Source organism: Pedobacter sp. BG31, from assembly GCF_042464845.1.
GTDB lineage: Bacteria > Bacteroidota > Bacteroidia > Sphingobacteriales > Sphingobacteriaceae > Pedobacter > Pedobacter suwonensis.
The window spans coordinates 22,993-44,324 of record NZ_JBHNZK010000028.1 but is presented as its reverse complement, the minus strand read 5'-3'; the positions used below and the strand labels follow the sequence as shown (position 1 = coordinate 44,324).

20 protein-coding genes are annotated in these 21,332 nt (G+C 38.5%); 12 read left to right on the top strand and 8 right to left on the bottom strand.

The genetic code is table 11. The features are described 5' to 3' along the window. Positions 1 to 9: 9 nt before the first annotated feature. The 6 genes from fumC (at position 10) to ACFE6N_RS22075 (ending at position 4,683) form a co-directional block, all read left to right on the top strand. A complete protein-coding gene (gene fumC, locus ACFE6N_RS22100) occupies positions 10 to 1,407 on the top strand; it encodes a class II fumarate hydratase (RefSeq protein WP_378940029.1) in 1,398 nt (465 codons plus the stop codon). Positions 1,408 to 1,539: 132 nt separating this feature from the next. After that, positions 1,540 to 1,890, top strand: coding sequence for a hypothetical protein (locus ACFE6N_RS22095; RefSeq protein ID WP_378940028.1), 351 nt, complete (start codon positions 1,540 to 1,542; stop codon positions 1,888 to 1,890). A 7-nt stretch (positions 1,891 to 1,897) separates the two neighbouring features. Beyond that, the gene (locus tag ACFE6N_RS22090) at positions 1,898 to 2,413 is read left to right on the top strand and encodes a fumarate hydratase (protein ID WP_378940027.1); all 516 of its coding nucleotides are present in this window, start codon (positions 1,898 to 1,900) and stop codon (positions 2,411 to 2,413) included. Between the two features lie 2 nt (positions 2,414 to 2,415). Then, on the top strand, positions 2,416 to 3,222 hold the full coding sequence (locus tag ACFE6N_RS22085; protein ID WP_378940026.1) for a S1/P1 nuclease: 807 nt from the start codon (positions 2,416 to 2,418) through the stop codon (positions 3,220 to 3,222). 214 nt (positions 3,223 to 3,436) lie between these two features. Continuing rightward, on the top strand, positions 3,437 to 3,871 hold the full coding sequence (locus tag ACFE6N_RS22080; protein ID WP_378940025.1) for a low molecular weight protein-tyrosine-phosphatase: 435 nt from the start codon (positions 3,437 to 3,439) through the stop codon (positions 3,869 to 3,871). A gap of 44 nt (positions 3,872 to 3,915) precedes the next feature. Continuing rightward, a complete protein-coding gene (locus ACFE6N_RS22075) occupies positions 3,916 to 4,683 on the top strand; it encodes a ThuA domain-containing protein (protein ID WP_378940024.1) in 768 nt (255 codons plus the stop codon). 148 nt (positions 4,684 to 4,831) lie between these two features. Here ACFE6N_RS22075 and ACFE6N_RS22070 read toward each other — a convergent pair whose 3' ends face one another. After that, positions 4,832 to 5,164 carry a hypothetical protein gene (locus ACFE6N_RS22070; protein ID WP_378940023.1) on the bottom strand — a complete coding sequence of 111 codons (333 nt, stop codon included), beginning with the start codon at positions 5,162 to 5,164 and terminating at the stop codon, positions 4,832 to 4,834. Beyond that, complete coding sequence (locus ACFE6N_RS22065; RefSeq protein ID WP_378940022.1) at positions 5,154 to 5,843, bottom strand: hypothetical protein; 690 nt, start codon at positions 5,841 to 5,843, stop codon at positions 5,154 to 5,156. Before ACFE6N_RS22065 ends, ACFE6N_RS22070 begins: the two co-directional genes overlap by 11 nt. A 163-nt stretch (positions 5,844 to 6,006) precedes the next feature. Here ACFE6N_RS22065 and ACFE6N_RS22060 point away from each other — a divergent pair, with 163 nt between their 5' ends. Continuing rightward, positions 6,007 to 7,458 (top strand): alpha-L-fucosidase, encoded by a 1,452-nt coding sequence (locus tag ACFE6N_RS22060; RefSeq protein WP_378940021.1) that lies wholly within the window; start codon positions 6,007 to 6,009, stop codon positions 7,456 to 7,458. A 1-nt stretch (position 7,459) separates the two neighbouring features. Here the strand turns inward: ACFE6N_RS22060 and ACFE6N_RS22055 are convergent, their stop codons facing one another. The 3 genes from ACFE6N_RS22055 to ACFE6N_RS22045 all read right to left on the bottom strand — a co-directional run bounded on the left by ACFE6N_RS22055 (position 7,460) and on the right by ACFE6N_RS22045 (position 13,107). Continuing rightward, positions 7,460 to 8,986 (bottom strand): rhomboid family intramembrane serine protease, encoded by a 1,527-nt coding sequence (locus ACFE6N_RS22055; RefSeq protein ID WP_378940020.1) that lies wholly within the window; start codon positions 8,984 to 8,986, stop codon positions 7,460 to 7,462. A gap of 6 nt (positions 8,987 to 8,992) precedes the next feature. Further along, on the bottom strand, positions 8,993 to 9,742 hold the full coding sequence (locus ACFE6N_RS22050; protein WP_378940019.1) for a class I SAM-dependent methyltransferase: 750 nt from the start codon (positions 9,740 to 9,742) through the stop codon (positions 8,993 to 8,995). Positions 9,743 to 9,912: 170 nt separating this feature from the next. Next, positions 9,913 to 13,107 carry a S41 family peptidase gene (locus tag ACFE6N_RS22045; RefSeq protein WP_378940018.1) on the bottom strand — a complete coding sequence of 1,065 codons (3,195 nt, stop codon included), beginning with the start codon at positions 13,105 to 13,107 and terminating at the stop codon, positions 9,913 to 9,915. A 127-nt stretch (positions 13,108 to 13,234) separates the two neighbouring features. On the opposite strand from ACFE6N_RS22045, the gene ACFE6N_RS22040 reads away from it, so the two are divergent. From ACFE6N_RS22040 to ACFE6N_RS22020, 5 genes are all read left to right on the top strand, one after another. Continuing rightward, positions 13,235 to 14,515, top strand: coding sequence for a glycosyltransferase family 4 protein (locus ACFE6N_RS22040; RefSeq protein WP_378940017.1), 1,281 nt, complete (start codon positions 13,235 to 13,237; stop codon positions 14,513 to 14,515). Between the two features lie 120 nt (positions 14,516 to 14,635). Next, positions 14,636 to 15,727, top strand: a complete 1,092-nt coding sequence (locus ACFE6N_RS22035; RefSeq protein ID WP_378940016.1) for a YhcG family protein — start codon at positions 14,636 to 14,638, stop codon at positions 15,725 to 15,727. A gap of 3 nt (positions 15,728 to 15,730) precedes the next feature. Continuing rightward, a complete protein-coding gene (locus ACFE6N_RS22030; protein ID WP_378940015.1) occupies positions 15,731 to 16,477 on the top strand; it encodes a glycosyltransferase family 2 protein in 747 nt (248 codons plus the stop codon). Positions 16,478 to 16,480: 3 nt separating this feature from the next. Continuing rightward, positions 16,481 to 17,182 carry a hypothetical protein gene (locus ACFE6N_RS22025; RefSeq protein WP_378940014.1) on the top strand — a complete coding sequence of 234 codons (702 nt, stop codon included), beginning with the start codon at positions 16,481 to 16,483 and terminating at the stop codon, positions 17,180 to 17,182. Between the two features lie 66 nt (positions 17,183 to 17,248). Next, entirely contained in the window at positions 17,249 to 17,809 is a 561-nt protein-coding gene (locus ACFE6N_RS22020) for a type 1 glutamine amidotransferase domain-containing protein (RefSeq protein ID WP_134204241.1), read from the top strand. A 173-nt stretch (positions 17,810 to 17,982) separates the two neighbouring features. Here the strand turns inward: ACFE6N_RS22020 and ACFE6N_RS22015 are convergent, their stop codons facing one another. From ACFE6N_RS22015 to ACFE6N_RS22005, 3 genes are all read right to left on the bottom strand, one after another. After that, the gene (locus tag ACFE6N_RS22015) at positions 17,983 to 19,026 is read right to left on the bottom strand and encodes a hypothetical protein (protein WP_378940013.1); all 1,044 of its coding nucleotides are present in this window, start codon (positions 19,024 to 19,026) and stop codon (positions 17,983 to 17,985) included. 117 nt (positions 19,027 to 19,143) lie between these two features. Next, positions 19,144 to 20,334 carry a serine hydrolase domain-containing protein gene (locus tag ACFE6N_RS22010; protein ID WP_378940012.1) on the bottom strand — a complete coding sequence of 397 codons (1,191 nt, stop codon included), beginning with the start codon at positions 20,332 to 20,334 and terminating at the stop codon, positions 19,144 to 19,146. A gap of 74 nt (positions 20,335 to 20,408) precedes the next feature. Further along, entirely contained in the window at positions 20,409 to 21,284 is an 876-nt protein-coding gene (locus ACFE6N_RS22005) for a lysophospholipid acyltransferase family protein (RefSeq protein ID WP_378940011.1), read from the bottom strand. Positions 21,285 to 21,332: the final 48 nt, after the last annotated feature.

Genomic DNA, 21,332 nt, shown 5'->3' with positions numbered 1-21,332 from the left:
GAAAATATAATGAGTTTCAGAATAGAACACGATACCATGGGTGAGGTGCAGGTACCTGCCGACAAATACTGGGGTGCACAAACAGAACGCTCACGCAATAACTTTAAAATCGGTCCGGAAGGCTCGATGCCAAAAGAAATTATCCACGCTTTTGGATACCTGAAAAAAGCAGCTGCCCTTGCCAACAACGAACTTGGAGTATTATCTGCCGAAAAAGCAGATTTAATTGCTAAAGCCTGTGATGAAATTATTGCCGGACAATTAGATGATCAATTTCCTTTGGTTATCTGGCAAACAGGTTCGGGTACACAAAGCAACATGAATGGTAATGAAGTGATTGCAAACCGCGCCCACGTGATTAACGGTGGTTCTCTAGCTGACGATAAAAAAGTGCTTCACCCAAATGATGATGTAAATAAATCACAATCATCAAACGATACTTATCCAACTGCAATGCATATTGCAGCTTATAAACTTACGGTAGAAAATACCATTCCAGGCTTAGAAAAGTTAAGAAATACATTAGCCCAAAAAGTAGAAGAGTTCAGTACGATTGTTAAAACAGGCCGTACGCACTTTATGGATGCTACGCCGCTTACTTTAGGCCAGGAATTTTCTGGTTATGTACAACAGATCGACAATAGCATCCGGGCCATTAAAAATGCTTTGGTTATGGTTGCAGAACTGGCTTTGGGTGGAACTGCTGTGGGTACAGGCTTAAATACGCCAAAAGGATACGATGTTTTAGTGGCTAAAAAAATTGCCGATTTAACCGGTTTGCCTTTTGTTACGGCTCCTAATAAATTTGAAGCATTGGCTGCACACGATGCGATGGTAGAACTATCAGGGGCATTAAAACGCACAGCAGTTGCCTTGATGAAAATAGCCAATGATGTAAGAATGTTAAGTTCTGGTCCCCGTTGCGGCATCGGCGAAATTGTAATTCCAGATAACGAACCAGGCTCGTCTATTATGCCAGGAAAAGTGAACCCTACGCAACCAGAGGCTTTAACCATGGTTTGTGCCCAGGTAATTGGTAACGATGTTGCAGTTTCGGTAGGTGGTATGACCGGTCATTTTGAACTTAACGTATTTAAACCATTAATTGCTGCGAATGTACTGCAATCGGCACGTTTAATTGGTGATGCCTGTGTTTCTTTTACTGATAAATGTGCTGAAGGAATCACCGCGAATTTACCTGAAATTGAAAAACACCTTCAAAATTCTTTAATGTTGGTTACCGCTCTGAACCCACATGTGGGTTACGAAAACGCAGCTAAAATTGCGAAGAAAGCCCATAAAGAAAACAAAACCTTAAAAGCAGCTGCTGTGGAATTGGGATTGTTAACCAATGAGCAGTTTGATGAATGGGTGCGCCCTGAAGACATGGTTGGCAGCTTGAAATAAGTTATATACAGATACGATCGTCATCCTGATCCCGATTTACATCGGGATCAGGATCTTTTCAGTATTTAAGATGCTTAAACGAGTTCAGCACGTCGTTCGGACTAAAATACGGCTAATTAAAACACAGGCAATATGAATTCAATACTTTCTAACCTTTTAAGCTTGATGCCCATCATTCCACCTGGTATTGTATTTGGAGCCTGTTGCTTTTTTTTATTGAAAAAACCTTCTGCTGAAGCCATCTTAATGACCATTGGCTCAGGCATTTCTTTGATTATCAACATACTTTATAGCTTTTTGATGCCATTGATCATGGCTGCGCAAAACTTAACACCTACAGAAGTGATGAAATACCAAACTATTGTGGGCGTTATTAGCTTTATAGCCGGCCTGTGTTTTGCAGCAGGTCTTTTGATTCTGATCATCAATACCGTTAAAAAGAATAAGATCATCTACGATCAGTTCCCTAAAAGCAACAATTAATAACACAATGAACAAACTGCATCTGGCTTTCAGGAATTGCTACATCTTGCTTTTTATATTACCCATTTTACATCTGGCCTGTAGTCTGCGGCCCAATATACAGGGTAAGGGAGAAGATTTTATGCAAGGCGTTTGGAATGAAGATTCTGTTGCTTATAGCCAAAAGTTGAGCAATTATACGCAACACCATTTTAAGTTCACCTGCGATTCGGTTTATATCGATATGGTAACCCATAGCAAAGTAAATTTTTACGAAGATTCTTGTTATAACAATGGCATCTGGAAAGAATATGCCAAAGGGGTGTATAGGGTTAAAGGAGATACGTTATTTATAGGTGCAACCTTTACACATGCCAATTATAAACAAAAAATATCAGGTTGCTACCGCATCGGCCGGTATGACAAAAACTTCCTGATCAGCAAAAAATCGTCAGACAGCTTAATTTTAGAGAGTTTGAGCGATCAGCGCGAGATTAAACTAACACTTAAAGAAAAAATTACCTGCGTACCAAAAGAATTATAAAAATGATTTTAACATCAATTAAAAAGAAATTAACCATTGCTTTAACCCTGGGTCTTTTAGGCTATTTGCCTATCCAGGCAAATGCATGGGGCACCATCGGCCATCGTGTAGTTGGCGAAATTGCCGATAGTTATTTAAAAGCAAAAACACGCAAGGCCATTCAAAGTATTTTAGGCTATGAAACCTTGGCAATGTCGGCCAATTGGGGCGATTTTATTAAATCAGATTCTACTTATAACTATCTGTACAACTGGCATTTTGTTAATCTTCCGGCTGGATTGGATAAAAGTGGTGTATATCAATTTTTGGAAACTGATAAAAAACCAAATCTTTACAACAAAATCCCTGATCTGATTGCCATCTTAAAGAAAACAAGCAGTACAGCTTTTGAAAAAAAACTGGCTTTACGCATGTTGGTTCACCTGGCGGGAGATTTATGCCAGCCCATGCATGTTGCCCGTAAAGAAGACCTGGGCGGTAACCGCGTTTCGGTATTTTGGTTCAATGAGAAATCAAATATCCATAGGGTTTGGGACGAACAGCTGATCGAATACCAACAGTTAAGTTATACCGAATATGCAAAAGCCATCAATCATGCTTCAGCTGTACAGCTTTACAACTGGCAAAACACCAGCCTGAAAGATTGTATTTATGAATCATACACAATTTGCAATAAAATTTACGATACGACTAAACCAGATGCTAAATTAAGCTACCGCTACAATTTTGACTGGGTTGATACCCTTAATAACCAGTTATTAAAAGGTGGTGTACGTTTGGCCAAAATGCTGAATGATATTTACGGATAAAGAATAAGTTATGAGATAGTAGAATTTTAATAAAATAAGTCCCTATAACTTATCGTCATTGCAAGAAGGCTTTTTCAGCCGATGAAGCAATCTTAAAGCCAAGAGCGCTGTTACGAAAGATTGCTTCGTCGTTTCTCTCGCAATGACGAGTTTTATGGCTATCCATAATCAATAACCTTAAGGACTATTATTTACTTTTAAAGCGCTGTAGAAATTGAAAATTTTAATGGTTTGCCTCGGTAACATCTGCCGTTCGCCTTTAGCTGAAGGCATTATGCGCCATCTGACAGATAAACAAAACTTAAACTGGGAAATTGCTTCGGCAGGAACAGGCAACTGGCATATTGGCCGGGCACCAGACCACAGAAGTGTTTCTGCAGCGAAGGCGTTGGGTTACGATATCAGTAAACAGCGGGCGCAGCAGTTTAACCCTTCGATGTTTGACTACTATGACCTGATTTTGGTAATGGACAAGAACAATTTAGCCGATGTTAAAAGTTTAGCCAAAACCGATGAGCAGCGAAAAAAGGTTAAACTTTTTCTTGATAACGGAGAAGTTACAGATCCATATTGGGATAATAGCCTGTTTAACCCTGTTTGTAAACAGGTTGAGGAAAGATGTATGGAAATTATCAAACAACTTTCCTAAATTTAAAGCTAATAATCTATCTTACTAACCAAGTCAAAGAAAAAATGAAAAAATACCTGTCCTTATGTTTATTAGTTGCAACCGTAATTTTATTTCAAAGCTATACCGCAGCGAAGAAATCGGCAAAAGTTTTAGTTTTCTCCAAAACAAAGGGCTTTAGGCACAACTCCATCGAAACGGGAAAAGAGGTGATCCAGAAATTAGGCACTGAGCATCATTTTGAAGTGGATACGACAGAAAATGCTGATGCTTTTACTGAAGATAACCTAAAAAAATATGCCACTGTTATTTTCCTGAATACCACAGGCGATGTATTAGACGATAAACAACAGGTAGCTTTCGAAAGGTACATACAGGCTGGTGGAGGTTATGTGGGTATTCATGCTGCAACAGATACCGAGTACGATTGGCCCTGGTATGGCAAATTGGCTGGCGCTTATTTTATAAGTCACCCCGCTGTTCAGGAAGCCAGATTTATTGTTAAAGATAAAAAACACCCCGCTACAAAATTCCTTACCGATTCAGTATGGATGAGGAAAGATGAACTGTATAATTTCAAAAATATCAACCCGGACATTAAAGTGTTGATTAATTTAGACGAAAAATCGTACACCGGAGGTAAGAATGGCGATTTTCATCCTTTTGCCTGGTACCACAATTTTGATGGTGGAAGAGCTTTCTACACCTGTATGGGCCATACCAAAGAAGGCTGGGCTGACGATAAATTTCAAAAACATTTATGGGGAGGTATTGAATACGCTATAGGCGGGCAAAAGAAACTGGACTACAGTAAAGCCCATTCAAAGTTCTAAATAATAGTTGGGCTTGTTGATTTGCTACTCAACAAGCCCAATGTTATCACATAAATATTTTAACGGTTGACAATTAATAAAACACGAATATATTCCACCAGATATTGTCGTTTTTATACGCTGGTTTCATTTCCCAAAAACAATCAATCTAATCTTCGTTAACAATTTTTTCTAAATTCCGGGAAAAATCAAATAACCAGTTATTGGATCTTCCCCTCCATTCTTCGGGTTCCCTATATTTGAATGCGTTGTATTGCATCCGTTTGATCAGGTATTTTTTGAGTTGATCTTTAACTTCAGGTTTTTGAGCTGTTGTAAGCCTTAACTCTTGTTCCATCTCAAACATAACCTTATCGAGATTGAGCGTATCTATTATAAATTCTTTAACCTCTTTATTACCATTCCGATAAAATTGTGCAGAGGCAAGATATCCTGTACAACAGGTAAACAATAGACCTAAAATTGCTTTTTTAATCAACATAAGAATTTGGTTTAACCCTTTTAAAATTAACCAAATAAATATAATTCAGCATACAAAAGGAGGCTATTGCTCCGAAGGTATGCCATAAAAAATGCGTGCCGATACTCAATACATCCCATTGATCTGCAATCCGGAAAGTTAAGGCAAAGATGAAGGCAATTAAGGCAAAACCAACCCATTTGCCATTTTTCCAGTTGGTCTTAATTAAGTGCCCAAACACCGGAAATAAAACCAGCGCAGCCATAAAAGCATAATTGATATTGATAAAAATCTGAAAATCGCCATTGCTAAAAAGCCTTCTTACATAAAACTGAAAAAAAGCATAAACCGCTACAATTAAAACGGCAAAGTACCATTTGGTCAGCTTGGAAAGAAAGTAGACACCAGCCGAAAGGCACAAAAGCATAATTGGCATCCAATCCATCATAATAAAGATAGGCCAACGCCTAAACCCGTGGTAAGTAGTACCTCCAATACCGCCGATATAAAGCAGCACCAATGCTACACTTAAAAAGCGGTGCTGTTTAAAATTACCCCATAGTTTAAATGTCCAGTATACCGCTATAGCCAGAAAGAAGCAACTTGTTAGGGTATTAAGGGGTTCCGGAAATAATTGACTCAGATTGGTTTCTGCATATACTGTACCTCCATCAGGAGGATGCTGGTTAAAGGCGCTCATTTCTAGTTAACATATAGTGAAATTAAATGTTTGAGGGATCAATGTAACACTCAGGATGTGAAAACAATTTCGTATTCACATTTTTAACTGGTTAAATATTGGTTAACACTTACCAACAGCATTGTTAATTATTTGTACTTTAGTTGATCTAAGCTATAAGTATATGAAATCTTTCCTGATCCTTTTTTTACTTCTTTCTACAGCTATTTATGCTCAAACCCCTCCTCAACCTTATGGTGCAGTACCATCAAAAAGGCAGTTGGCCTGGCATGATGTTGAAGTTTATGGCATCATGCACTTTACACCAACTACTTTTGAAAATAAAGAATGGGGTTTTGGCGATGCTGATCCAAAAACATTTAACCCAACAGATTTTAATGCCGACCAAATTATTAAAGCTGCTAAAGCAGGTGGCTTGAAAGGTATTGTTCTGGTGGCTAAACATCATGATGGTTTTGCTTTATGGCCAACTAAAACTACTGCTTATAATATCAGCAAAAGTCCGTTTAGAGGAGGAAAAGGAAATTTAGTTAAAGAAGTAGAACAGGCCGTGCGTAGAAACGGATTAAAGTTTGGCGTTTATTGCTCGCCATGGGACAGAAATAATCCACTTTATGGTACAGATAAATATCTTGCTGTTTATCAGGCACAGTTAAAAGAACTGTACAGCAACTTTGGAGAACTTTTTATGAGCTGGCATGATGGTGCCAATGGTGGCGACGGCTATTATGGCGGTGCAAAAGAAAAACGCTCTATTGACAACACCACCTACTACGATTGGAACAATACCTGGGCCATTACACGCAAAATGCAACCCATGGCGAATATATTTAGCGATATCGGTTTAGATGTCCGCTGGGTAGGTAATGAAGACGGACATGCTGCACCAACCTCTTGGGCTACTTTCACCCCGATGGCTCCGGACGGAAAAAGTGAAGCCGTACCCGGGCAGGCAAACTACCCGCAAAGCCCTGAAGGCATCAGAAATGGTAAATTCTGGATGCCGGCAGAATGCGATGTTCCGCTTAGAAACGGTTGGTTCTATCACCCTAACGAAAAGCCAAAAAGCCCGGAAGAATTGTTTGATCTGTATTTAAAAAGCGTTGGCCGCGGTGCAGGTTTAGACCTTGGCTTAGCACCCGATACGCGTGGACAACTTCATGATGATGATGTTGCTGCACTAAAAACTTTTGGCGACATGGTTAAACATACTTTCGAAGATAACCTGGCCAAAAATGCATCGGTTAAAGCAAATGATAGCAGAGGGAAAAATTATGATGTTGCTACGCTGCTAGACGGCAAGAGAGAGACTTATTGGGCCACCCATGACGATATACACCAGGCGACCTTAGAACTTGATTTGAGAACCCCTAAAACCTTTGATATTATCAGCCTACAAGAGTACATTCCTTTAGGTCAGCGGATAGAAGCCTACAACATTGAAGTATTTGAGAACAATGCCTGGAAAAAGGTTTACGATGGTACGAGTATTGGCGCAAAACGCCTGGTTAAATTGGATAACCCTGTTACAACGGACAAAATAAAAATAAACATTACCAAATCGCCGGTCTGTATTACATTAAGCGAAATCGGATTGTACAAAAAAGCCGGATAATTTAATCCGGTTTGTAAAGAATTTCGAAAACCTGTGCCAATGCGGCAGAAGTCTGTTTGCTATACCGATAAGTGCTATCGGCCTTAATATCCCGATACATCAGCATTACGGCCCTATGCGATGCTTTACTCAGTTTTACTTTTTCTGCGCGTTCTTTAGCATCTTCAGGCCTCAAAGTCAGGGCCTGCATTTGCTTGATGATGATCAGGTTTCTTTCCATGGGTATGATACCATCTTCTTTAATAGAAGTAAGTTTAACATCTTTAGGCAAAGAGATTTTCAAATTCATAATGTTATTTAGTGAACCCAGATTAGCATTAAAAGTATCTCTTAGTTTTCGATATTCCTCTGTCCCGTATTTCGGACTAAAATGAAGCACTCCGCTAAAAAACATTAAAAATAAAAGTACCGATACTGCATATCTTGTCCGGGTTTTAACCTCAATAGTTTTATTAGGCTCATAGGCGAGCAGATAAGTAATAATAAAACCGGAAACAAAGCCCCCGATGTGCGCTGCATTATCTACCCTTTTACCAAATGCGCCATTTATGACCACCAATAATGATACAATTAGTGTACTCACTAATAAGGCCTTAGTGGCTTTAGGCTCGAAAGACTTTGTAATCAACAGCACAATAAAAGCCCCATACAGGCCCATAATGGCTCCGGATGCACCCATCATTACCCCTTCCTGATGAAAAATCAAACTGACCAAACCACCACAAACCCCGCTCATTAAATAAATAAAAAGGTATTTTTTCCAGCCTAGTTTATTCTCAATCATCAAACCCAGGTAAACCAGGGCATACATATTAAAAAACAGGTGCGAAACCGATCCATGGATAAACTGATAAGTAATGAGGCGCCAATATTGCCCTCCAAGAACCAGGTTGCGTTGATTGACACCAAAGTTTAATACTAATCGTTTTATTTCTGCAAGATAATCTTCTTGAGAAGCATGTCCGGTTTTTAGCGACAGATAGGCAATGAATACAATTGACAATAAGACAATTGCGATATAATATAACGTATTAAGCAGAACAATTATTGGCGTTACCGTATAACCTTTCTGGGGGAAAAGCAAGAACAACACGTTTTTGATTTTATTCTTCGTAGCCAAAGGAGCTTTTTCGAAGTAATGGTCATCTTGCGTTGCAATAAACTGGTGAAACTTTTGCAGATTCTCTTCCCAAACATCTTTCAGGTGGAATTCTACATATTCAAATTCGTGAAAAAATTTCTCCAGATTGAGATCGTTTTTACCGTAATCGTTAAAGAGCATCTGGATCCCAACGCATTCACTTTTTACCACTGCAAAATTTCCGTGGATACGGATTGATATTTCTTCGCTGTACGACTGGAAGGATATCGGGGTATAGGCAATTAAGCCGGTTTCGGAAACGTGACTTAAGGCCCAGCCAAGATTTTCTATAGCTTGTTTGGCAACAATTAAATATTTATCTGCCGGAAAATCGGCCAGGGGAATAAATTTTTCGATTTTAGGAGAGTAACCCCAACTTACTGACATAGCGCGTTAATTTTTTTTCGCTGCTAAGATAATATAAGGTGACAGATTTTTGCTCTCGAATGAGATCAGCTTCGTAAATATTTTTCCGGTCAGCCAAACTGCCTTTTTAAATAAACGCACACTTGCCGACTTTTGATCTTCGTTTTCCAACCAAACGCTAAAGCGTCCAAAATAACCTGATTGTACATCTTTAAGGCCAGCCTGTTCACATATTGATTTCAGCAATGACGGGTCCATGCTATTGATATTGTGTTTATCGTAATTTTCCTTATCGAAATTCTTCTGGAACCAACCGTTAACTGCTTTAAAATTTGGCAGCGTGATAAACAAAGTACCACCTGGTTTTACGAAAGCAATGTGACGGTTGATGATATCGGCGGTATCGTTAAAATGTTCAATTAAACCGCAGCTTAGTACCAGATCATATTGCTGCTCCGGTGTGTAATTAAAAAGATCGGTTTCGATGATGTGGATATCCTTTTCCGCTAAATCGTTCTTTTCCAAAAGTTCTTTTACCACCGGCGGATGAACAAAATAATCAAGAAGGGTAACGTCAAGTTTAAAATATTTTTTCAGGAACACGGCATAATAACCAGGAAAACCTCCCAGTTCAATGGCTGTTTTAACGCCGTTTTTCCGGATCACATCAGCCAGCTGAGCATGAAATAAATAATTTGAAGGCAAATGAACTGCCAGTCCTTTTTTGCTCTCCCAATAATTTACCCAAAAAGCCCTGTCGGTTAATAAATTTGCCATGTTTTAAATAATTCCAGGCTCAAAGAAACGGAAAAATTTGATTAATTGTTTAAATGATATTGCTGGATTGCCAGATTGTTTTATTGCTAATTTAGTAACTCTGCTTATATATTTTATTGTCGGTTGCCATATAACAGCCCGACAATAAAACAATCTTTTTAAGATTAACCCTATTTCAGGTCTTTCAAAATTTCGGCTACTGCTTTTTCCAGTTGCGGATCCCTGTCAGCCAGGCGGTCTTCAAAAGTATTTTTTACAAAAATATCTGGTTTAACCCCCTCCTTTTCAATGTTCTTACCATCCATGGTATAACAGCCCCAAGATGGTAAACGGTAAGAAGAACCATCAACCAAACCCTTAGCCGACGTAAAAATAATCCATCTGTAGGTTTCTGTACCGATAATCTTTCCCAGTTTTAATTGTTTAAAACCTGCAGCCGTCATTTCAGCATCACTTAAAGATTGTTCGTTTATCAGTAATACGATAGGTTTCGCAGCCGGACCAAAGTTACTTTGCGGGGCCATTTTACCTCCACGGTATTTCCACTTCAGGTAAGGACGCTGCGAAAGAAATTTCAGTACCTCATCGTGTACATTCCCACCGGTATTGTAACGAAGATCAAGGATAACGGCTTCCTTGTTTTCTTCCTGGGCCACCATATCCAAGAGAAAATTTTCAAGCTCACCACTTCCCATATTTTTCATGTAAGAATAAGCAATCCGGTTGTTGCTCCACTTATCTACATTTTTATGGTTCTGGCTAATCCATTCATCATAAAGGTTCCCGCGTAGTGTACCCGAACTTTCAGGATGTACATTTACATAAACATCCTTGCCGTTGCGTTTAAAGGTTAATGTCATCTCCCGATCTAATGATGGCTTGCTGAAATAATAATCGCGGTCTATTTTTTCATCTACTTTAACCCCATTTACTTCTGTTAAAATATCACCAGCTAAAATGTTATTTCCAGTACGGGCAGCATTGCTTTTTGCGGCAATACGTTCTACCTTCAATGGGTTTTCATTATCGAAGATGATTCCGGTTTCGTTGGTGATATAATTCAGGTTTTTGCGTTCCTCTGCTCCTGCGCTATTAAATCCCATATGCGAAGAATTCAATTCGCCCAGCATATCATTCAATAAAATTCTTAAATCACTGCGGTTATTCACATAAGGCAGATAAGCGGCATAACGCGTCCGCATTTTATCCCAGTCTACACCATGAAATTTTTCATCGTAAAAATTTTCGTCTAAACCTACCCAGGTTTCGTAAAACATCTGGTTAAACTCGGCATTTAGGTTCCTGGTAAATTTATAGCCGTGATCCACCCGATCAAGCTTATTACCTTCTAAGCTATACTTATTGATTGCACCTCTTGATAAAACGAAAAACTTATCCCCTGCCGAAATAATGGAGTAATCGCCACCATCAGCAACTTTTTCAGTTTTATTGGCTTCAAAGGGCTCGATAGTGGTGCGATACAAGCCTGGCGTACCACCTTCGTGGTTAGAAGAATAAAAAGCATACGTTTTATCGCCCTTTGCGTAAACATCTGTTCCGTACTGGCCACCAAATGAAGGGCCGACCAATTCAATTCTATCCAAAAGATCTTCAGTATTAATGGTAATTATACTTGCAGGCTTAGGTGTAGGCTTAACTTCAGTTTTCTTTTTAGCCGTATCGGTCTTTGATTTTTTATCATTTTTATTTTCAGTTGCAGGCTTAACATCCGTCGGTGCGGGCTTGCTCTCTTTAAACAGGTCATCAAATTTATCAGAACGATAAGGCTCATCATAATTATTTAAAGCCATGCGGTAAATATGTGCATTTTGCATTCCTGTCGGATAGGAAGGCTTGGTGCGGGCACTGGTAAAGAAAATATATTTGCCATCCGGCGACCAGGCCGGGCTGGTTTCGGTAACGCCTGTGTTGGTTAAGTTGATGGTTTTATTGTTTTTGATTTGATGTACCATAATATCCTGTTCAAAATTGCGGTAAACGGTGAACAGCACATATTCGTCATTTGGCGAAAAACTTGGTGTTGCGCTCTGTATGGCCCAAAACTCATCGGTTACCAAAGTTTTAGCCTCGAAAGTTTTAAGGTCCATCAGTTTAAGTTCGTTCCGGCCACTTAAATACACCGCCATGGTTTTAGTTTTATTCAACGTAATATCGCGTACATTTGCTTTGTCTTTTGTAAGCTGTTTTACAGTACCTTTTCCATCGCCTGTGATGGTAAACCAGTTCTGGTAACCATTAGTGGTTTGACTGAAGAGAATTGTTTTATTATCCGCCAGCCACTTACATTCCAGGGCGCGTTCGCCACTGTTGGTAATTTTTCGGATAAACTTTCCATCAGCATCGCTCACAAACACCTCGCCACGTGAAATGAAAGCCATCTTTTTCCCGTCGTTTGAAACATCAAAGGCTGAAATATTGCCACGTACATCGTACTCCTGCTCTTTACTCAATACCTGATTGCGCGAAGTGCTTATATTCACTTTTTCGGCTTTCTTAGTGGCAACATCGTAAGTATACAACTGATAATCTTTTTCGAACACCACCGTAGTTCCATTAGCCGAAACAAACGGACGCTTAATGGAAGTATCGAAGTTTGTTAAACCGGTTTTTTTGCCATTGATAAAGGTATAGAGGTTATATTCATCGTTGCTTTCATCCGATACAAAAAATATATTGCCTTTTTGGTCAACACTCGTCCAGAAATCTTTCCCGATATAATCGGTATAACGTTTATAACTTTTTGTTTTTGGGTTGTATGACTGAATATCGGGATTATAGGCTCCTTTATAGTGTTTACGGTTGGCGAAGCGCATACTTTCCCAGGTATCGTTAAAAAACAACTCTCCTGTTGGTGATTCAGCAATATGGTGTGTGGTATTAAAATAGTTATTGAATAAACGAACCGCTGTTCCGCCGTTTACATTTACTTTATAACTTGAAAAAGAATTGTAACGGCCCGAAGTAAAATAAATGGTTTTAGAATCCCAGCTCCAGTTATCTACTTCATCACTGGCATCATTAAATGTTAACTGTTTAATATCGCCACCCGCTAAAGGCATTACATAAATATCATAATTACCAAACTGATTAGATGAAAAAGCCAGCCATTTTCCGTCGGGAGATATTTTAGGATTGATTTCTTCGCCCTGCATGGCTGTAATGCGCGATGCTATGCCACCTTTTAACGGAACTTTCCAAATATCACCATCGTAACTAAATACTATTGTTTGTGCATCTGGCGTTAAAGCAGGATATGCGGCGAAATAAGTTTGATTTTGGGCAAATGAATGTGCCGGCCATAAAAAAGCCAGTGCCACAAATGATTTCACAAAGGATTTGATCATAATTAAGTTAGTTTGGCTCCGGAAAGGCAGTTCTTTTTTGATAAAAACAGCTTAACCTTAAGAACGATAAAATTTATGGATGAAATTACGCAACAGATTTTATATTCGTAAACAATAAAATGTATTTTTGATTGATTTGAAAGTAGTACACCTAAATACCTATGATGGAAATGGCGGAGCAGGGAGGGCCTGTTTGCGTTTAAGTGATGCTTTAAAAGCCAATGGAATCGATTCGAAAGTACTGGTTTATTATAAATTTGGCCAAAATCCCAAAATAGACACTTTCAGCAAATCACCATTACAGAAAGCCAAAGCCGTTTATAACATCTTATCAGAAAGATATTTTGCCAAGTGGTTAAGCAAATCGGTAAAAACACCATTCAGTTTGCAATGGTTTGGCCGTTCGGTGATCAACCATCCTGACGTTAAAAATGCAGACATTATCCATTTACATTGGATAAATCATGGTTTTCTCAATCCTAAGTTTCTGGCGCAGCTGGATGAACTGGAAAAACCGATTGTGTGGACTTTTCATGATAGCAATGCATTTACCGGTGGCTGCCATGTACGCTATGGTTGTGAACATTTTCACCAGCAATGTGGCCATTGCCCCATTCTGAAAATTAGCGGTAAAGACGATATTTCCCACAAAACCTGGGTGCGTAAACAAAAAGCGTACACCAGATTAAATTTCCATATTGTGGCACCAAGCCGATGGATGGCTGCCTCGGTAAAATTCAGTAGTTTATTAGGTACCAGGAAAACTACCGTTATTCCAAATACGATCGAAACAAAAATTTTTAAACCTTATGTTAAATCGGAAGCGAAAAAAGTCTTAAAGATCAATCCCGATAAATTTGTATTGATGAGCGGATTTATGCCCTCAAAAAACGACAAACATAAAGGAACCCCTTATTTAGTTGAAGCTTTGGAAATCCTTTCGCGCAGAAGCGGGATACAAAAAGAAAATATTGAACTGGTTATTTTCGGAAACAAAGAAAATGCAGAAATGCCCGAATTTCCTTTCAAAACCACTTTCCTGGGCACTATTAACAAAGATGATCATTTAGCGAAGTGCTATTCTGCTGCCGATGCTTTTATTACGCCTTCTTTAGAAGATAACCTGCCCAATACAGTGATGGAAAGTTTATCTTGTGCTACACCAGTGATTGCTTTTACCACCGGCGGGATTCCGGATATGGTTAAACACCTGCAAAACGGCTACCTGGCCAAATATCAAAATGCAGAGGATTTAGCAAATGGCATTGAATGGTTGTATCACCGTCCGAATAAAGAAGAAATTCAGAAAGCTGCGAGATTGAGTATTCTAACCGATTTTTCGGAGGAAATTATTGCTGCAGAACACATTCATCTTTACGAAACACTGATTAATTTACTGCCTAAATAAACCCATATTTAAAAAAATTTCATAACGCTACTAGTTATTCGGTTTGCAAAATCTTATTCTCCATTCTACAAATAAAAAACTGGTTAATCTTTATTAAATTTATACCGACTGAACTGGTAAATGGAAAGCATCGAAAACTATTCTGCAAGTATTAAAGCATTAAAATCTGCTATTTTATTGAGCCGGTATAAAGCAGCTACTTTTGTAAACAAAGAGCTTTTACTGCTCTATTTTACAGTAGGTAAATTCATTTCGGAAAAGGTAGAAAAAGAGAAATGGGGCGCCAAAGTGATAGATAATCTTTCTAATGATTTACAGTTAGAGTTACCAGGTTTAAGAGGATTTTCAGGCACAAATATTAAACGGATGAGGTTCTTTTTCGAATCGTGGAGAGAACAAATCTTAATTAGTCCGTCACTGACGGACCAATTACAAAAAACTGATATTGAACACATTGAATTTAGACCGTCAGTAACGGACCAATTGGAAAAGACATTTTTCAACATCAGTTTTACCCACCACATTGAAATTCTACAGAATTCAAAATCGGTCGAAGAAAAGATATATTATATCCAAAAGGCAGCTATCGAATTTTGGAGTGTTGGTACCTTAAAGCACCAACTTAAAAACAAATCATTCAGTAACTCCGGCAGTTTACCAAATAATTTTTCGAAAACAATTTCCAATGAAAAATTAAGAGACCAAGCGTTGAAGTCTTTTAAAGATGAATACCTTTTGGATTTTATTAACCTAGAGGATCCTGATGAAGAAGATGAAAGAGTTGTAGAAAGTGGAATAGTACAGAATATTAAGAAGTTCTTAATGTCGTTAGGAACTGATTTTGCTTTTATCAGCAACCAGTACAGATTGATTGTTGAAGATGAGGAATACTTTATAGATCTTTTGTTTTTTAACCGCCGCTTACAATGTTTGGTTGTTTTCGAACTTAAAACCGGAAAATTCAAACCTGAGTATTTGGGCAAAATGAATTTCTATCTATCTGCTCTTGATGAATATGTTAAACAGCCACATGAGCAGCCATCAATAGGCATCATACTTTGCAAAGAAAAGAAGAATAAAATTGTAGAATTTTCATTCCGCGATTTTAACAAAGCAATGGGTGTTTCTACCTATAAAACCAGTGCAACATTACCTAAAGCATTTAAAGGTTTAATTCCGGATGCCGAAACCTTTAAAAAATTAATGGATTAACCCATGCCCAAATTAACTGTTATCACTATTGTGTACAATAACGTTCGCGACATTGAGCGTACTATGAAATCTGTTTTAAATCAGACTTATCAAAACATTGAATATATTATCATTGACGGAGCCTCGTCTGATGGAACACTGCAGGTAGTTCAGCAGTATAAGGACCGGATCTCGAAAATCATATCAGAACCCGACAAGGGCATTTATGACGCCATGAATAAAGGTTTGGCCTTGGCAACAGGTGATTATGTGTTATTTATGAACTCGGGAGATGAGATTTATGACAACCACACAGTAGAAGATGTTTTTGCAACTGCTCCCGGTGCCGATATATATTACGGCGAAACTGAAATGTATAACGATAACTGGGAAAATTTAGGCCGAAGGAGGCACGAAGCACCAGATGAGTTCGACTGGAAGAGTTTTAAATATGGCATGAATATCAGTCATCAGGCCATTTATATCCGCCGCAGCATCATTACGCCTTATGATTTAACTTATCAATACAGCGCTGATATCGACTGGATTATCAAAGCGGCTAAAAAGGCATCTAATATTGTAAATGTGCACCGTTATGTAGCCAAATACCTGATTGGTGGCATGAGCAAGAAAAAACACCGGGAAAGTTTAAAAGAACGGTTTAAAATTTTTACTAAATATTATGGCTTGATCCCCAATATTTTTAATCATATAATTATTGCCGGCAATTTAGCATGGTACTTTATTAGGCACAGAAGAACAAATGATTAATTTATGAATGAAGAAATTAACGAACTCATTTCTCACTATGAAGAAGAAAAAACACAGCTTGAACTGTGGATAAAAGGAGCGGTAGAACAATCAGACTATAAATCTGCTCACGTAAACCAGAAAGCTTTAATTTATATTAATAACCAACTTCGCATCTTCAAAGCACTTAATGATCCTTACTATTTAGAAAAAGAAGAATATGAAAACCATATCAGTCTTTATGAAAAGATTTCTTTAAACCATGAACAAATTAGTGATTACATTAAAGAGCAAATTCAGAAAATAAGATTGAATTTAGATGACTTAAACAGTCGCAAAATTGCTGCTTTTCATGACGGACAAGAATTTGATGATGCAGTATTTGATCTGGTTGAAAATAAGATTAGTGCTTTCATTTTTAACCTCCGTAAAGAAGAAAATCTTTATATCAAGTTTTCGGTTAAAAAGAACAAAATCATTATCCGTCTAACCCCGTTTGCAGATATTTTGGTTAGCGATTATTTTAATAAATCTACAGTAACTGTACTTAAACAAATCGGATTCACGAAAAATAAACTGCGTACCTGTTTTCAGCTTAAATATCCTCTGGATAGCTTTAAAGATGCCAGTCCGATCAAGACAATTGTAAGCAGGGTAGTTTATGAAGCCTTTTATAATTATCAGGTAAACAAATCAACAACTCTTGAAATTATTCCCCAATCTTAAATTTCTAAAAACAATACTTTTCCCTAACTGTCTTTAAATATATCACCTATTAAAAATTTAAAGATTATGGGACAATTAAGTAACCGCACCATTGCTGTACTTTCAGAGAGCGGATTTGAAGAAGTAGAATTAACCGAACCAGTTAAAAGGTTAAAAGAAGAGGGCGCAACCGTTCACATCATCTCCTCAAAAAGCGGAAAAATAAAAGCCTGGGATCAGGACCATTGGTCGATAGAAGTTGACGTTGACAAAACCATTTCAGAAGCAAACGCTGATGACTACAACGGGCTACTTTTACCAGGCGGTGTAATTAATCCGGATCAGTTAAGGGTTAATGAAGATGCACTGGCTTTTGTAAAAGCTTTCTTCTCCGATGGGAAACCAGTTGCTGCCATTTGCCACGGTCCACAAACGTTGATCAACGCAGATGTCGTGCAAGGCAGAAAATTAACGTCGGTAAAAAATATTTCGAAGGATTTAATTAATGCCGGAGCGATCTGGTCTGATGAAGAAGTGGTAGTAGACCAGGGTTTGGTTACAAGCCGTACCCCTGAAGATTTACCCGCATTTAACGATAAAATTGTAGAGGAATTTGCCGAAGGAGTTCATGAAGGCCAACATGCCTAAAATTTTGGACGCTCTTTCTAGATTCACTCAAAAACGGTTGGCAATTTGTCAGCCGTTTTTCTTTTAAGCTGCTTTTTAGGCCGTCAGCTGTTACCATCTGAGGAGTCTTACTTTCTAAATGGAATTGACTTACAGAACCGTTTACGATGTCGGATGGCCACATCCAACATCACTTATAACTTTACCTGCCTGATGATATTTTTGATATTCAGTTCAATAATATCGGTCATGGTTTTACACCGCAGGTAATTGGTATCCTTAAAATAATCGCTCATTCCCTGTTTAAGTAAAGCAATATTTTCGGGTGTAGTGAGCTCTTCTTTATTTGATACATCCCGAAGATCGGTTAAACGGTGTCGTTCGCTTCTTACACGATGTACAATTGATGAGCGCTCCTCCTGCTGGTACTGCAATACCGTTTTCTCTGTCAGTTGCTCCATACTCATTTTTACGTAAGGAAGGTTTTCTTTAAAAAACTGCGGTAAGTAAACTTTTAAATTCCCTTCGTAAAACTGTTGATCAAAATCTATCGCCCGGATACGGAACTGGATATCATCAAAATCAGGTGTAATCTGCACCACAAAATTATAGGCGCGCATATCGCCCAAAAGCATAATCAAACAGCGTTCATTAAATTTTACAAATTCTTTAGCTATACGTGTAGGGTTAAACTCTGGTGTATACAATTGCCCTTTTGTAAAAACATCACCTGGAATGCCGGCAATATGTTCTTCTACCAAAGTATTGCCATCTACAAGGTAATTTACCTGATTCGGTGAAAGTATTTCTTCCATTTCAAGTCCGTAAATCCTGGAGGCGTCAGCCTTTTTTACGTAGAAGTAATCATATACATCATTCAAACGGTTTACAATACGGATACGGAAAGGGTGGGTATTGCCAAAGGTGCAATATTCTATTCTATCAATGTACTTATGCTCAACAATGCGCAGGTTTCCCGAAGCTTTAAGATTTGCATAAATTTCCTTTAAGCCATCATGCAATCTTTCAATTAAATCCTGAGCATATATAGGTCCCTCCCATAATGAGTCCTTACCAAACTTATCCATTAGCGGAAAAGCCTCATTAAATTGCATCAGGTCATTATAACCGATAGGCAATTTCGCTTCACGCTGGTAGGTACGCAAATATTTCTGCAAAGCAGGGCTAACCGGAAAAATCGGTTTCTTTTTTGAAATTTTTACGTCGTTGTTTTCCATTTAATGACAAGGTACTATTTTAAAAATTTAACCGCAAAGGACGCAAAGTTTTACGCAAAGGATGCGGAGCAAAACCTCATAGCGTGCCTGGCGCCTATTTCATTGCATGCTTTGCGGTTAATCTTTCGGATAACTAAACGGCAATCCAGCGAGATACCTGCTGATTTTCCGGTAAGGGTAATTTCCTGCCCCGCGATCAGCAAACTGCACAATGATGGTATTCGTTTTCGGATCAACATATAACCTTTGGCCAAGCATCCCTTCAGCCGCATAATCGCCCTTATCCCCTTCTTGCGGGATCCACCAGAGATAATGGTGTGCCGATTTCTGCCATCCTTTAGCCGATACAGGCTTTTCTGTTCCAATACGGGTGGATTGATTTACCCAGCTTTCCGGAACCACCTGCTTTCCATTGTACTTACCCTTGTTTAAATATAAACGGCCGATTTTTGCAAAATCAATGGCCGTAACCTGAAAACGGCTTGCCGTATTGGTGAGGCCGTTAACCTGATCTAAACCCCAAGTTGCATGATACGCGGTACCTATCTTTTGCCACACATGAGTTTCAAAATATTTTGCTACCGATTTTCCGGTGGCCTTTTTTAAAACCCAGCCTAACAAAATCGGGTCGATACTTTTATACACCCAAACCGTACCTGGTTGGTTAACCAGTTTAACCCTCATCAGTTGCGCTTTCATATCGTCGGTATAATAATACTTGGCCTCATCAGAAAAAAATGCTTTTACTATACCACCCAAAGCATCCCGAAACTCAAGGCCCGATTTCATATCCAAAAGATTTTTTAAAGTGATCTGTTCAAAAGCGGGGTTGGATTTTAATTCGGGAATGTATTGTGTTACTTTATCATCCAGGCTTTTAATGCTGCGCTCGGCCAATGCCTGACCTATAGCAATAGAAATCATACTTTTAGCGCCTGAAAATATACTGGTTAGCGTACTATCGCTGTAACCTTTAGCATATCTCTCGTACAAGATACTATCATTCCTGATCACGATAAAAGCATTGACCTGTCCATTTTTTAAATAGTTTTTTAATGGAATAGAGCGGTTATCGCCATCTCTAACATGAAGCGTATCCAGATCGTTCCGCTGTTTTGCCGATCTTATAAAATGAAAAACCGAATCACTTCTATGCGAAACTTCCTGCGGAAAAACTTTATAGGTTTCAGCATTTGGCGTTCTGTATTTTAATACCTTCAACAAATAAGGTTTCCAAAGGAATAAGGCCAGCAACGATAAAAAAAAAGTATAAATCAGGATCAACAATATTTTTTTGACTGTCTTCATGGATAGGCGTTCTAGGGCAAATATAAAGATTTATAAAATTATACCTGCTTTGGCAAATCTCCCTGAAAAAGAACTTAATATTGAGGTTTATACTTCCACCGCCTATGGCTCCATAACCAGTATTCGGGCTGTGCGTTGATTATTTTTTCCAGAAAACGGGTATGCAGTTCAGTAATTTCGAACGGAGCGGTTTCGGCAGGATTTAAACAAAGCGGCACACAATCAACCTCATAAAAACCACGTTTCAATACATTCACTTTAAAATAAAATATGGGCTGATTGGTACGCATGGCAATTTTTTCAATTCCCAACTGTATGGAACTGGGCTGATGCATAAAATCTGTCCAATAATGAGATTCATCTTTGGCAGGTGCCTGGTCATTACCAAAACTAAACATGCTCGGTTTGCCTTTGCTGGCTTGCAATGCCCGCATGGTCTGCCGCATGGCAATTAATTTATTACCAAATTTACTTCGTACTTTTTTAAACCAATGATCAAATACCGGATTGCTAAGAGGTTTATAAATCGGGTAATGATCTGCACGAAAATTGAGTCCGATACCTAATGTACCCCACTCCCAATTGCCATAATGTGCCGAACAGATTAATACACTCTGGCCGTGGTCTAAATATTCCTGGACCTGTTTTTTATTTTTAAATACAAAGCGTTTTTCGATCTCCTGTTTAGAGATACTTTGCATTTTAACAATTTCAAACACCAGCGAGGCCAGATAACGGTAAAATCGTTTTTCGATAATTAAAATCTCTTGTAATGTTCTATCCGGAAATGCATTCAGCAAATTTTTCCTCACCACTTTCCTGCGGTAGCGAAATACAAAATACAGCAACAGATATGCTCCATCAGCGAAAATGTACAATACAGATAATGGAAGCAAGGCTAATGTGCTTAAAAGAAATATTCCCAAACGGGAAATCCACGTCTTAATCATCAGGGTAGTTGAAACGCTAATTTATAAAGCACCTGGAAAAATTTTGCC